Consider the following 13,553-nt stretch of genomic DNA (forward strand, 5'->3'; position numbering starts at 1 on the left):
TGGCATAAATCGGTCACGAAGCAAAAAAGCAAGGCATCCATTTTGCGGATGCCTTGCTTTTATTTTTGTTCGGATAACCATTGAGCCAAGGTGGCTTGATCTTGTTTGCTCACATAGTCTTGTGACGGCATATTGCCTTTTCCCTTTTTAATGATCTGGAGAATCTCATCTTTGTCGTATTTGACCCCCACTTTCTTCAATGCTGGGCCAAATCCACCTTGTAAGTTCCCGCCATGGCAGTTGGCACAGTGCCGCTGGTAAATATCTTGCGGCCCTGCTGTTTCAGTCGTCGACGACGCCCCTTGGCCTGGGGCCTCTGCGTTTTGGCAAGCCGTTGTGGCGAGAAGCAAAACCAAGCACGCCAGAGTGGCGCTTCCAACCTTGTGCATGCGTTACACCACCACTATCAAGATTCTCTAAGCTTCATCTGGTTCTGTTGTTGCCACTCACGCAATTCAGCTTCATCTTTGGCTCTTTCTTGTCGAAGCCATTTAAGGAACACCAAGCCGATCGCCGTGATATAAACGATCTCCTGCATGATCTTCATGATGACGCCACCCAGCTGCTGATCGTGAATGGGACTCATCACCGGAAAGACTTGTGACATCTCCATATAAGATTGGAACAAGACAATGTCAGTGAAAGTAATCATCGCACAAGCCGGAGTGAGCAAAATGCCGTTAGCGAAGATTAACCCCAATTTGGGAATCGGTTTGATGCGATCCCATTCCGGAATTGGTCCGATGATCGGCCACCACATGCATAATGCTGCAAACAACAAGATACCGTGCGATAGGTTGTGCAATAGGTGTTCTTTCATGATCTTGTCAAAAACCACCGGCACGTGATAAAAAGATATCAACCCGTTAAAGAAAAACACAGAGAATAACGGTTTGGTGAAGAAACGGATGATGCCGCGCACGACTTTCAGTTTGACGACAGGCCGCAATAAGTAAGCAGGCATGCCCAACAGCAGCAAAGGCGGCACAGCAAAATATAAAAGCGACATTTGCATCATGTGCATGCTGAACAATTCATGCGCCATCAGATTAAGCGGACTTCCCAACGCAAAGAAATAAATAATCAATCCGCTGAGAAAACAGAACTTCTTCCATCCGGGCACCGGTTCCGCATCTTTGAAACGCTTTCTAAACGGGCCCGTTAACCAAACGTACAGTATTCCGATCGCCAGGAATACAAGGTTCAATTTGTAATCCCAGTTGCTCCAATACCCATACACCTGAAAGAACTCTTGACTTGACATGGAACAAAACCTCCGTCCCAATCATATTCAATGCCATCATACCATATCTTGACCGGTTTCGCCTTTTTGCAAAATGTGAAGGTGATGTGACTAAAGCCAAAAGATTCAAGAATATATTTCAGTTAAGATGCCAATCATCCCATCTGCATATTCATGTTTAACATGTTCCATCACTCCAAAAGCAAATGGGGAGGCGTGTTAATGATCCCATGTATCATGATCAGAACCCACATATTTCGATACCGACTGACTCCAGAGATATCTTAAAAAAAAGCCCGTCCCCCCTTGATTGACAATAACCATTGTGACATCTGCCAGCAAATATCAGCCTCAAACAAAAACATGGCGGATTGAATCACAAGTTGCTGTTTAGGTTTGATTAGATTCCAATATTTGTCCATCAGTTCTACATTCCCTTGGAAAATGCAATAACCCAGCGAATTACTACATTCTGGCATCTGAAGGAGACTTGTCCATGTTCAAGTGGATGTCTTGTAGCCATTCTATCCTTAAGCAATCGCGGATTGTCACTTCCGAGCATCGGGAGGCTGCTCTAAAATTTCTCGCTCTTATTCGGCACGAAGTTGACCTGTCACCTGAATTGCATGTAGCTCAGAATTATGGGGTATCACGCATGCGTGAGGGTCAAGAAAAAATAAAAAGTTGACTTCTATATAGAGAAAGGGTTATTTGATGCTGATTGAGTTTTATTTTTAAATTCGTTTTGTTTGTGTAGCAAACTTGTTTACGCCAATGGAAATATGAGCGCTTTTTATTACGCTTAAGCTTTCTATAACAGATCTCGGCCGTCTAATACCCTAATTCAACTCAAACATGCATTGCCTAGCAGATGGATGCTACGCCCCCTACCCCCGCGATGAAAGCCACTGCATTCCTGCATATCCCTTTCTAATTGAAGCCGTGTGTACAGATCGTTTATCTCAAGCCTTAATAAGATTGACCCTCAATTATCCATTTCTCTATACCATAATCGCGGAGTAGTTGTGGTTAGTTCGAAAATTTAGCTTTCATCCATCTATTCTGCAACATATTCTACTTGTTTCTCAGTTATCGATATAGGGTATTGACAAGGAGAGCCATGTACCTTGGTTGTCGTCAGATATAGCTACTCTTTTTCGTAGGAAATCTGTAACTCTCGATTTGAGTTCTCCGTTTGATAGGTTCAAGCAAATGATAAATCGTTGCTTCATTTAAATCCAATTGCCGAATTTCCTCTAAAATCTTGATAGGAACGCCGAAAAGCACTTTTTGGCTATCCAAAGTCACAGGAGTAAAACTAAGATTACGTAGTACAATAACTGTTAAATTATCATCTACAAATCAAAGACTGTCACCGCAGAAGCCATTAATATCTCCATAATGGCTTATACAACTCTGCTTTTTACCACCAATCCCAATCTGTTGAGTGGCCCATCCGTAACCATAATTTTGCTGATAAGGAGAAATACATGGAGCAAAGAGATTCGTCTGAAATAAATACCAGATGAATTAATATGTTTACCATTGAGGAAGCCAGGAAGGTAACGATCGATAGTATCCTGTACGGAAAGAGCTCCCTGTTCTTGCAATTGCAAAATAGCAGTTGCTGTAAACCCTTTTAGTGATTGAGCCGATTCGATATTTTGTTTGCGGAGTATTAGGAACATTATTTTCCACATTTGCCAAGCCATATCCCTGGCATATTAAAACTTCACCCTCATTCCCTTTCCAGACATACGCCATCACAAGACTCTCATCACCCTAAATTTAAAACTAAGGTTGGAAGGGAAGCGAAAGAGTTAAAAACAGACGAAAAATAGTAATTATTTGTATTATTTCTATTTTACTTCATTAGAATTTATGATATATTCATAATATAATTAAATTTATGAAAAGAGGGCTGAGGATGAATTTAAAACGTGTTAGTCTCTGTCTATTGGCATTGGCTTGCGCTTTAATCATTCCATTCACAACCGCCTCTGCCAGCGAAGTGGGCCAAAAGGGTTTAGTCGTTCCCAAGTCAACTGTGTTGAGTGGAAACGGAGCATCCACTTATGGACCTGGGGAATGGGATTATGTGGGATCTTCCACCTTCACCTATTCCAGCGCATACGCGTATTCTGGTGGAGGGGACTTTATGGTTTGCCTCGCATCTGGCCCATCCACCACATATTATTTATATGAATATGATCCAAACAACGCAGATGAACTTGTGGGATATGTATACTTAAGTGCCGGTCAATGTGGTGTTTTCCGCGGTATTGGCGGTTATGTGGATGGAGACAACAAAAAGGCTGAATTTTATGTCGAAAAGGACGTCGGTGGAACCGCAACAGTCGATTTCTGGGATTGATTAAATAAAATAAAGGGAAGAGAGAAAGGTTCTCTCTTCCCCGAGGCTGCTGACAAACTGCCTTGAAAGGCAGGGTCAGCAGCCTTTTTTGTCGAATCAATAAAAAACACTCTATAAGGAGTTTTTTCTATGTTTAGAACAAACCCGAGTAAAGAACATCAACCAGAACTAGTTAACATAGAAGAATTAGTTCCACGAGATCACTTGTTACGGAAAATTAATGAAACGATCGACTTCTCCTTCATTGCTGAGAAATGTAAAGAATTATACTGCCAAGATAATGGGCGTCCATGTCTTGACCCAATTATGTTATTTAAAATGCTACTCATTGGATATTTGTTCGGCATTCGTTCCGAACGCCGACTCATTGAGGAGATTAAAGTTAACATCGCTTACCGTTGGTTTGTAGGGTTATCTCTAACCGACCCAGTCCCACATGCATCTACTTTCAGTCAAAACCGTCGAAGACGGTTCCAAAGCTCCACTATTTATCAGGAAATATTTGATGAAATTGTCATTCAGGCGATCCAACATGGATTTATTCAAGGAAAAGAGCTTTTTAGTGACTCCACTTTTCTTAAAGCCAATGCCAATAAAGGAAAGTTCAAAAAACAATTAGTTAAAGTTACTCCCAAAGGATATATGGATGATTTAGAACAAGCAATTGAGCAAGATCGAGAAGAGCACGGAAAGAAGCCTTTAAAAAAAAAGCCCATAAAGGTTGAAACGAAAGAAATTCGTGTAAGTACGACCGATCCAGATAGTGGTTATATGGTTCGAGATGGAAAACCCGAAGGCTTTTTCTATCTCGATCATCGTACTGTCGATGGTTTACATAACTTCATTACAGATGTATTTGTTACACCAGGAAATGTCCATGATTCAGTTCCTTATTTAGAAAGGTTAAATCGTCAGAAAAGCCGCTTCGGCTTTTCGGTGAAAGCTGTTGCTCTGGATTCTGGTTATTTAACTATGCCTATTTGTCGTGAATTGAGAGGACAAGGAATCTTTACGGTTATTGCACATCGGAGTTTTCGACCAGATAAAGACCTCTTTCCGAAATGGAGATTTAAGTATATTCCTGAGCAAGATGTATATCTTTGTCCAGCAAAGCATCAACTTACATATCGAACGACCAACCGTGAAGGATACAGACAGTACAAATCCAATCCCGAGATTTGTAAGCAATGTCCTTTTCTTAAGAATTGCACAAAGTCAAAGAACCACACAAAAATCCTAACACGTCATGTATGGGAAGATGCAAAAGAGTGGGTTAGACAAAATCGCTTGAGCCCACGTGGAAAAACTTTATATAAGCGTCGAAAAGAAACGATTGAACGTAGCTTCGCTGACGCGAAGGAACTTCATGGTCTTCGATACGCACGCTACAGGGGGCTTGCAAAAATTCAAGAGCAATGCCTCCTAACTGCTGTGGCTCAAAACATAAAAAAGTTGGCTATGCTGCTTTCGAGAGCAGGTAAGGGAGGTGGTTTTAAGTTTATATGGGTTGATATTCATCCATTAATTGTTTATATCCCTTTTATATACAAAAACCCTGCGATCAACAAAGTTGATTCGCAGGGTTTGTCAACATTCTCAGGGAAGAGAGAAAGGTTCTCTCTTCCCCTTTATTTTGAAGATTTCTTAAGATTAAATTCCAGAAACACAGGTCACGGCAGATTGTATAGCGCGGGTCTTATTCTGCCTTATATTACTGAACGATAAACTTTACACGTGTTCCGTCTGGATACGGCTCCAATTGATTTCCTACCCATGCACCAGCGCCACGGTTATCCGAAGGGGAAATGTAGCGCACATCAGCTCCAGCACCGCCCTCAAGACACATGGCCATTGGCCATTCATCGCGATCATATCCACTCTTTGGAGGATATGGAGCTAAAGATTCTTTTCTTCTTTCATCCGCTCCATCACGATCAATGGTACAGATAGAAGAATGTCCTGCGGCAATCGCATCACGAATGTGATCTCCTGTTTCAGGGTATCGACTGAAAGGAAAGTACAAGACTACATCATAGGAAGTGGCAGCCATAACAGGTACTGCCGATGTGATAATAAAAGAACAAACAACCATAAGAGCAAAGAGCGCACCGTAAACTTTTTTCATGATGTAACCTCCCAAGATGTGATAAACGACGCACACCCTGAAATTTCTTCATATAGACAACGAATCCTTTTGAAAATAATTTAATTTATTGTAAATAAGAAATAAAATCATTTATTAAAAACAAAAAAACGCCTGAATGGCGTTCTATAAGTTGAAAGAAGGTAAAGTAACATCCTATTGACTTGGGAGAGGAACTGACCGCATAAGCGTTACAAATATATGAGTCATTTAAAAGGGGAAAAAGCCTGAAATCAGTGACATGAAACATGAAGACTTGATGCAGGAATTAGATGAAGTGCCTGACGTGAAAGAGTTCGCGAATTTCTTAACCGGTGAAGAGGTTGTACATCTCCCTGTTCTTGCAATTGCAAAATGGCAGATGCTACAAACCCTTTAGTGATTGAGCGTTGCACGAACACCGGTATGGATCTGTTTGCTATTCATTATCCCTTTTGATTTCTCGAATAAATGCATTTTTGTTTGTGCGGCAAACTTGTTTATATATTAGCACACGTACGATAGGCACTCTATGGTTAAAACCAAAAGTGACGCAGAATACTACCTACGTCACTACTTCGTAGATGGAGATTCATCATCCGCTGAGATCACTTTATATAATTGCAATCCTAGCTTTCGACTACGGGGAGCTATGGAAATTGATCTTTTTCTTCCGAAATTAGTGTAGAGCAAGCAACTGGAGATGGCCGATATGTTTAGCCATCAATTCGGGGAGTATGGTGATCCCCATCCCTGCTACTACAGCCCCAAGAATAAAGTCTCCAAACGCTACCTCGCTGATAATATTAGGCTTATGGCCCAGCAACGCCATCTGTTCGAAAATATGCTTTCTTGTATCACAAGGGGCTTGGTGAACGATTAGTAGTTCATCACAGAGCTCGGCAAACTTAACCGTTTTTCGCGAACGAAAACGATGATGTACAGGAAGCACCACATAGTAAGGCTCTGTAAACAATTCGCAACTCCACAAAGAATCCCCAACATCTGATGTATCAACAAAGACCGCATCAAGCCGTCCTTCCTGTAATGATTGGATCAGTTCCCAAGAAGTATTTTGAATCATCAATGTCATTGGTCAATCCAAGAGACGAGGTTCCTTGATCCTCGGAGGTAAATAATAAGTTGCCAGAATAGGTAGACACCCTATGGCAATAGGGACAGTTCGGCGAAATTGCCTTAACTCTTGACGAATGGCTGTTAATTCAGTGAGGACAGGCACGATTCGATTGTAAAAACGTTCGCCGGCTTCTGTCAGTTCAATACCGGTAGATGTTCTATGAAATAATACAATATCAAGCTCATGTTCTAAATTACGGATATGTTTACTTAATGCCGGTTGAGAAAGATTAAGTGCTTTGGCGGCTTTAGACAAGCTTTGTTGCTTAGCTACTTCAACAAAACTATGGAACCACTCTATATTCATCTGTTTCACTCCAATTGATATAACTAATCGTTATAACCCTCAAAAATATCCATCGTTCTTTTCGCCTTAATCGTTTGGTATTCTTTCGGGTATAAAGGCTCGCTTCATTATATCGTTTTATGCAGAAATCCTTCTCAGGGTTGGCCTCTCAAATTTAGCTGTGAATTCAACCATGCTACATATGGTGCAAAAAATAAGGAGGGGTATCATGCGAATAGTTCTTCTCCTCACAATCGGCATGTTCACTCTTGGATTTGATGCCTATGTGGTAGGCTGGTCTGCTCCCAGATATCGGAGAAACATTCAAAATCAGTGCTTCTGAATCGGGACAAGCTGTTAGCGTGTTCACTCTTTGTTATGCACTGGCCGCTCCAATTTTTGCTACATTTTTGGCTGGAAAGCCCATGCGCCGAATATTATTATTGGCACTCGCCGTATTTTCAGTAGGTAATGGAGCTAGTGCTTTAGCCCCGAGCTTCTTTTGGCTGCTTATGGCTCGTGCTGTTGCAGGAATAGGAGCTGGACTTTTTTTCCACTGGCTGCTACAGCTGCTGCGTCCCTCGTGCCCAAAGAGAAACAAGGCCGTACCCTTGGAATGGTACTCGGCGGCATGAGCATGGGAACAGTCGTAGGTGTTCCCCTAGGAATGATCGTTGCTGAATATCTAGGTTGGCACGGGACTCTCTGGTTTATCACTGTACTTGGTCTAATCGCCATGATGGGTATGGTAATCTGATTCCCCAGCTTTTCGGCTTCGGCACCACTGTCTCTGAGTCAACGTATTGCAATGCTGACCAATAAACGAATTACAGCAGTCATTGGAATTACTCTTCTGACTAGCGTTGCGAGTTTAGGTCTCTATACATATATCGCATCCATCTTGCATAGCCTAGCAGACATTCATCACATTACACCATATCTATGGGCATGGGGGATTGGTGGAGTGATCGGGAGTTTCTCCATTGGTAGCCTGATTGATCGAACGGGCCGACCAGGCTGGCTCATGTCCGGTATTCTAGCCATCATGGCTTTTGCCATGTTCAGCTTGCCCTTGGGACTCAAATTTCCTATTCTCAGCTTCCTGCCCTTTGTTCTTTGGGGAGGAATGGGCTGGGCATCACAAGCCCCGCAACAACATGTATTACTTCACTTACAACCAGATCATAGTGCAGCTACTGTGCTTTAAACAGTTCCGCTAATTATTTAGGCAGTGCGATTGGTTCCGCACTTGGGAGAATGATGATGCTAGCCGGATTGGCACCTTCTCACCTTCCGTTTGCCGCCGGTTGTCTTGTACTAGTCACCTTACTGGGAAAACTGTTGGTCGTCATAAGAAAAAACAAGGAACATTAAGGATTAGATAGTTAAAGAATAAAAAAGACTATCTCACAAAAGGAGATAGTCTTTTTCATCGTTTCTCTGTCACGTGTCATCATTGCTTATCTCCACCATTTATCTTGTGGTAACAGAATACAGTGTATATCAAAGTGCTTCTCTAACCAGTTTTTCATTTGTGTTTTCTTGACTAAAAACTCAGATGCTGCGTGGGAGACACCGATCAACGACATCGAAGTTTGATTAACGTATTCCATCATCTGTTGATATCTCTGCCGACCATAATCATTATCGATATGACAATGAACTTCTCCAGTGATATATGCTTGGGCTCCTTTTTCCTCTGCTTCTTTCATAGCACTGACTTTATCTCCACATCCAGCCACAATGGCAATCCGATTGATTTTACTCAAGTGCCTTCCCTCAAAATCCACATAAGGAATATCGAAGATCTGTAATGACTTGCGAATAAGTGCCTCTGTGTTTGTCTCGGGTATTTCACAAATCAAGCCACATTCTTCGAAAAATGAATCAACCACCGTTGCATGGAAGGCTTCTGCGATTGATATACTTGTTCCTACCTTTTTATTAACATCCATGGGCATATGACAAGTATAGATGGATAATTTCTTTTCACGAACAGCGTCGATAAAATGCTCCTTAATAGGAACAAATCCTTTTCCCCATGCCCCCCTTGGATCTCCACATTCCATAAACAGTGGATGATGCATAAACAGCAAATCCCCTTCTTGAGATTGAACCAGGAACTTGGTTAAGACATCATCGGTTGGAAACACGGCCAAAAATACATTGCTAACTTCTTCAGCACCTTTTAGCATCAAGCCATTAAATTGTTGTGTGAATTTATGATGAAATACATTTCTCCAATCAAATCCAATCGGATCATAAACCATGGGAATAAATCGACTAAACGCAGGATCACTACCAAAGCGGTCTAGTTGAAACAGTTCATCAAGCTTCTTCTCTAACATTGACAAATTTATCATTTCCCTCTCTCCCCTCTGTCCGTTTGCATGGCACAGGACAAATAAATAGATCTGACTTATCCAATAAGAAATACTATTTTGATATCCTACCATAAACATTTACTGGTTGGCATATGTTCGTGCTACAAACTTGTTTGATTATTATTCATGCTTAGTTATCATCTTTCTCTTTCTCTTTCAATTGATGAGTCAACTTAAGATACAATACTCACCTTTTGGTAAGTACCTGTAATAAAAGTGCATACTTACATATCTATAGTCATCATCTTATACTCAAATTGAAATATCCTTGAAGGAGGAACCACTGATGAAAACACTGGTTATTGTCTCTCACCCAAACATAGAAACATCGGTCATTAATAAGCGGTGGGTAGAAGAGCTAAGTAAATATCCAGAAAAATATACAATTCACAACTTGACCAAGGTTTACCCTGATGGGAACATCGACGTGCAAAAAGAACAAAAGTTGGTTGAGTCACATGGCAATCTTATTTTACAATTCCCAATCTATTGGTTTAATTGCCCTCCTCTCCTGAAAAAGTGGTTAGACGATGTTTTAACTTATGGATGGGCCTATGGCTCAAATGGAGATAAATTCAAAAATCGTAAAGTTGCTTTAGGTGTGACAGCAGGGATTAAAAAAGAGGATTACAGCAAAAATGGACGATATCAGTATACACTTGATGAAGTGTTGGTTCCATTTGAAATGACTTTTAAGTATTGCAATGCAGATTACCGCTCGTTTTTTGCGTTTTATGGCGAAGAACACAAGCCGTCTGCAAGCGAAGTATCAAAAAGCGCCCAGGAATATGTGAATTTTATCGACCAGATCTAACACGCAAAAAGGAAGTATCACCTGGTTATGGGGATACTTCTTTTTATTTAAACAACTCGCCATACCTACCGTTCTCTGGTTTCGGCCTTTGGCAATCTGTTTTTTTCTCCCCACTCACACATCATATTTAACAAGGGAATCAGCGAACGGCCTCGTTCAGACAAGGAATATTCAACTCTTGGGGGGATTTGGGGAAATTCTTTGCGAATGATCAGGCCGTCTGCCTCCAACTCTTTTAACATCACACTTAACGTCTTAAAGGAAATGTTGCCAATACTCCGCTTCAGCTCATTGTGACGCATCACCTTATTCTCAGACAGCCAATATAAAATAATCATTTTATATTTGCCGCCGATTAAGGACAATGTATATCCAAAGCCCGTATCTGTCGGCTCCACTCCAGTCGGAACACAGGTTTTGCGCATGATCTACACTCTCCTTCAAGTATTTCAAATCTCCCACTGCGGATTCCAGACCACTTCCCACAGATGCCCATCAGGATCTTGAAAGTAACCTGCGTACCCGCCCCAAAAGGTATCATGCGCTGGGGTTGTAATGGTCGCACCCGCTTGTTTTGCCTGATCCATTACTTGATCCACTTCTTCTTTGCTTCCCACATTATGTCCAAGGGTAAACTCAACCGGGCTGGACGCAGTCAGTGGAACGTTTGCATCATGAGCAATATTTTTGCGCTGCCAAATCGCAAGCTTCAACCCTGATTGCAAGTCAAAAAATGCCACTGCGCCGTGCTCATGTTCTGCCCCGATGATGCCTTCTGTGGAAAATCCCAACCCATCACGATAAAATGCCAATGACTTTTCCAAATCATCCACGCCTAGGGTAATTACTGTGATACGTGGCTTCAACACACATCATTCCTTTGTCGATGAATTTGATTCAAGACCCGTTATAAATCCAGTTAATTAACGTCGTGTCAAAAGTAGTGGGCTCTTCATACATGGGGTAGTGCCCGCTTTGTTCGAAAACGACTTTCTTCACATTCGCAAACCCTTCGTCAACAGGATCCCACAACGAGACAGGACCCACCAGATAATCAAATCTACCCAGACCGACAAACACAGGTTTGTCAAATGCTGCCAACGCATCAATCATATTCAGCCGCGCAAAAGCTTCCCCCCATAAATGGTCGATGATCGGCATGTTTGTGCGCACCCCTTCCCACATGGAAGTTGCATCAATGGTGTAATCGAAAAAACTGTGGGCGCCCATGCGGATGCACATGTGAGCGAACCGTCTCTCCGGCTCTTTTTCAATATCGCCCGCTAATAATGCGATGTCTTCTTCAAACTTTCTTTTTCTGTCCGGACTTGCCGTTTCCTCAAAGAAAGCCATGCTTTGCGCTTGCCGTTCAGGGCTGTTGGTAGGAGCTGAATTGAGCAAAACCACCTTCCGCACATTGGACGGGTATTTTTTGGCGTATTCCAACGCGAGAAAGGCATGCCCTGAATGGCCAAGGATGACAACATCTTCAATCTGAAGTGTTTCTCTCATCTTCTCTATATCATCCAAAATGCGCTCCAATCTATAATCCTCCGGCTTGAAAGATTGTGAAGTCGACTTGGCAAATCCCTTGTGGTCAATGAATATGAGCTTCAACGCTTGCTTTATCTTTTTTGAAAACAATCGCGGATAATAAATCTTGCTACCGACAACCAATACCGGCACCCCTTCTCCCTCAATTTGGTATGCCAGTTCAAACCCGTCAATTGATATAACGCCTTGACACCCCATATCAGCAGTCTCCTTCCTTGTTTGTTTCTTCGGTTGCATATCTGATATCGAGCTTGCTTACATGCTCATTCTACTACACTCACTAGTGAAAAATAAGTGATGGTGAAACGGACCATCAATCAGATTTAGCTCGCCGTTGCAAAATAACAGACGTTATTATATTATGTTTATGTATAAAACAAACGATAAGGAGTTTCGTTTATAAATGAAAGATATATCCGACTTGTTCTGGGACGCGTCCGTCGCCGAATTAAAACAAGGCTATGTGTACGATCAGGACGCTGGCATCTATCGTTGCTTAATCTGCGGCCAATCTTTTGAAAAAGGGATCATTTATTCTGACGGCGATACTTTCTTTGAAGCCGAACGATACACCCAGCATCACATCCATAAACAACACGGCTCTATGTTTACCTATTTGTTGGGCTTGGACAAAAAATTAACGGGACTGACTGATCTGCAAAAAAAAATGCTGGACTATTTTTTCCAGGGCTTGACCGACAAAGAGATCGTTCAAGAACTTGGTGGCGGTAGCACCTCCACCATCCGGCACCACCGCTTTACCTTACGCGAAAAAATGAAGCAGGCCAAGGTATTCCTCGCTCTGATGGAACTAACAGAAGAACATGCCGCCAAACCAACAAAGTGGATCAATCCCCCGCGTCAAGCCAAAATAGTGGATCAGCGTTTTGATATCACTGAAGCGGAACAGCGCCAAATCTTGGAGAAATATTTCCCTGAGGGTCTAGAAGGACCGTTGGCCGAATTTCCCAAGAAAGAAAAGCGGAAAGTGGCCATCCTCAAACATCTCATCACCAGGTTTCAAGCAAACCGCAAATACAGCGAACTGGAAGTGAACCGCATTTTGGAACACATCTATCCGGATTACGTCACATTGCGGCGCTATCTGATTGAGTATGGTTTTATGGACAGAACGCCAGATGGTAGTCAATATTGGATTCTTTGAAGAAAAGGAGTGATAGGGATGGATAAGCAACAGCGCAAACAACTCATTCAAAACTACAAGCAAACTCATCGTCCCATGGGGATTTATCAACTCAAAAACCAAATCAACGGAAAAATGTTGATCGGCAGCAGCATGAATCTGGATGCAGCCTTCAATCGGGAAACATTTATGTTGTCGATGAACAGCCATATAAACCGTGAATTGCAAGAGGATTGGAACCAATACGGAAAGGACGCTTTCACTTTTGACATACTGGAACGAATCAAACCGCGTGAAGAAATCATCACCCACCCCGATGAATTGGAGAAATATCAAACTGAATTGAAAGAGATGGAAGAAAAATGGTTGCAAAAGTTGCAACCGTATGGAGACCGAGGATATAACAAATTGAAAAAAGCCAAAAATGCGCGCTAGGCAGAACGCACATTAAGCACTTTGTGGACAATGGGAATCAGCAAAGTTCTCATCCTGTAT

General features: G+C 42.0%; 13 protein-coding genes and 3 pseudogenes. 6 read left to right on the plus strand and 10 right to left on the minus strand.

Annotated elements, in window-relative coordinates; translation table 11 throughout:
• Window positions 1-59 precede the first annotated feature (59 nt).
• The 3 genes and pseudogenes from NYR52_RS08820 to NYR52_RS16760 form a co-directional block, all read right to left on the minus strand.
• Window positions 60-389, minus strand: a complete 330-nt coding sequence (locus NYR52_RS08820; RefSeq protein WP_259435472.1) for a c-type cytochrome — start codon at window positions 387-389, stop codon at window positions 60-62.
• Between the two features lie 17 nt (window positions 390-406).
• A complete protein-coding gene (locus NYR52_RS08825; protein ID WP_022738183.1) occupies window positions 407-1,264 on the minus strand; it encodes a cytochrome c oxidase assembly protein in 858 nt (285 codons plus the stop codon).
• A 1,511-nt stretch (window positions 1,265-2,775) separates the two neighbouring features.
• Window positions 2,776-2,974, minus strand: a pseudogene (locus tag NYR52_RS16760) (serine hydrolase domain-containing protein); the annotation flags it as partial.
• A gap of 196 nt (window positions 2,975-3,170) precedes the next feature.
• Between NYR52_RS16760 and NYR52_RS08840 the strand changes: the two are divergent.
• Both NYR52_RS08840 and NYR52_RS08845 read left to right on the plus strand, forming a co-directional pair.
• Entirely contained in the window at window positions 3,171-3,617 is a 447-nt protein-coding gene (locus NYR52_RS08840; RefSeq protein WP_259435475.1) for a YndA family protein, read from the plus strand.
• A 129-nt stretch (window positions 3,618-3,746) separates the two neighbouring features.
• A pseudogene (locus tag NYR52_RS08845) lies at window positions 3,747-5,096 on the plus strand (IS1182 family transposase); the annotation flags it as partial.
• Window positions 5,097-5,328: 232 nt separating this feature from the next.
• On the opposite strand, the gene NYR52_RS08850 reads toward NYR52_RS08845, so the two are convergent.
• The 3 genes from NYR52_RS08850 to NYR52_RS08860 all read right to left on the minus strand — a co-directional run bounded on the left by NYR52_RS08850 (window position 5,329) and on the right by NYR52_RS08860 (window position 7,183).
• Window positions 5,329-5,709 (minus strand): NucA/NucB deoxyribonuclease domain-containing protein, encoded by a 381-nt coding sequence (locus NYR52_RS08850; RefSeq protein WP_281275214.1) that lies wholly within the window; start codon window positions 5,707-5,709, stop codon window positions 5,329-5,331.
• Between the two features lie 709 nt (window positions 5,710-6,418).
• A complete protein-coding gene (locus NYR52_RS08855) occupies window positions 6,419-6,832 on the minus strand; it encodes a LysR family transcriptional regulator substrate-binding protein (RefSeq protein WP_259435476.1) in 414 nt (137 codons plus the stop codon).
• Between the two features lie 3 nt (window positions 6,833-6,835).
• The gene (locus NYR52_RS08860; protein WP_259435477.1) at window positions 6,836-7,183 is read right to left on the minus strand and encodes a LysR family transcriptional regulator; all 348 of its coding nucleotides are present in this window, start codon (window positions 7,181-7,183) and stop codon (window positions 6,836-6,838) included.
• Between the two features lie 308 nt (window positions 7,184-7,491).
• On the opposite strand from NYR52_RS08860, the pseudogene NYR52_RS08865 reads away from it, so the two are divergent.
• A pseudogene (locus tag NYR52_RS08865) lies at window positions 7,492-7,919 on the plus strand (MFS transporter).
• Between the two features lie 703 nt (window positions 7,920-8,622).
• On the opposite strand, the gene NYR52_RS08870 reads toward NYR52_RS08865, so the two are convergent.
• Window positions 8,623-9,525, minus strand: a complete 903-nt coding sequence (locus tag NYR52_RS08870) for a Nif3-like dinuclear metal center hexameric protein (protein WP_259435478.1) — start codon at window positions 9,523-9,525, stop codon at window positions 8,623-8,625.
• Between the two features lie 307 nt (window positions 9,526-9,832).
• On the opposite strand from NYR52_RS08870, the gene NYR52_RS08875 reads away from it, so the two are divergent.
• Complete coding sequence (locus NYR52_RS08875) at window positions 9,833-10,360, plus strand: NAD(P)H-dependent oxidoreductase (RefSeq protein WP_132220588.1); 528 nt, start codon at window positions 9,833-9,835, stop codon at window positions 10,358-10,360.
• Between the two features lie 65 nt (window positions 10,361-10,425).
• Here the strand turns inward: NYR52_RS08875 and NYR52_RS08880 are convergent, their stop codons facing one another.
• Genes NYR52_RS08880 through NYR52_RS08890 form a run of 3 tightly spaced genes read right to left on the minus strand, consistent with a single transcriptional unit; the run spans window position 10,426 to window position 12,112 of the window.
• Complete coding sequence (locus NYR52_RS08880) at window positions 10,426-10,785, minus strand: winged helix-turn-helix transcriptional regulator (RefSeq protein WP_022738174.1); 360 nt, start codon at window positions 10,783-10,785, stop codon at window positions 10,426-10,428.
• Window positions 10,786-10,809: 24 nt separating this feature from the next.
• On the minus strand, window positions 10,810-11,226 hold the full coding sequence (locus tag NYR52_RS08885) for a VOC family protein (RefSeq protein ID WP_132220590.1): 417 nt from the start codon (window positions 11,224-11,226) through the stop codon (window positions 10,810-10,812).
• 31 nt (window positions 11,227-11,257) lie between these two features.
• The gene (locus NYR52_RS08890; protein WP_132220592.1) at window positions 11,258-12,112 is read right to left on the minus strand and encodes an alpha/beta fold hydrolase; all 855 of its coding nucleotides are present in this window, start codon (window positions 12,110-12,112) and stop codon (window positions 11,258-11,260) included.
• A gap of 205 nt (window positions 12,113-12,317) precedes the next feature.
• Between NYR52_RS08890 and NYR52_RS08895 the strand changes: the two genes are divergently transcribed.
• Window positions 12,318-13,079, plus strand: coding sequence for a DUF2087 domain-containing protein (locus NYR52_RS08895; protein ID WP_132220594.1), 762 nt, complete (start codon window positions 12,318-12,320; stop codon window positions 13,077-13,079).
• A gap of 18 nt (window positions 13,080-13,097) precedes the next feature.
• Entirely contained in the window at window positions 13,098-13,493 is a 396-nt protein-coding gene (locus NYR52_RS08900) for a GIY-YIG nuclease family protein (RefSeq protein ID WP_132220596.1), read from the plus strand.
• Window positions 13,494-13,553 lie beyond the last annotated feature (60 nt).

This window comes from Laceyella sacchari (assembly GCF_024927925.1).
Classification (GTDB): domain Bacteria; phylum Bacillota; class Bacilli; order Thermoactinomycetales; family Thermoactinomycetaceae; genus Laceyella; species Laceyella sacchari.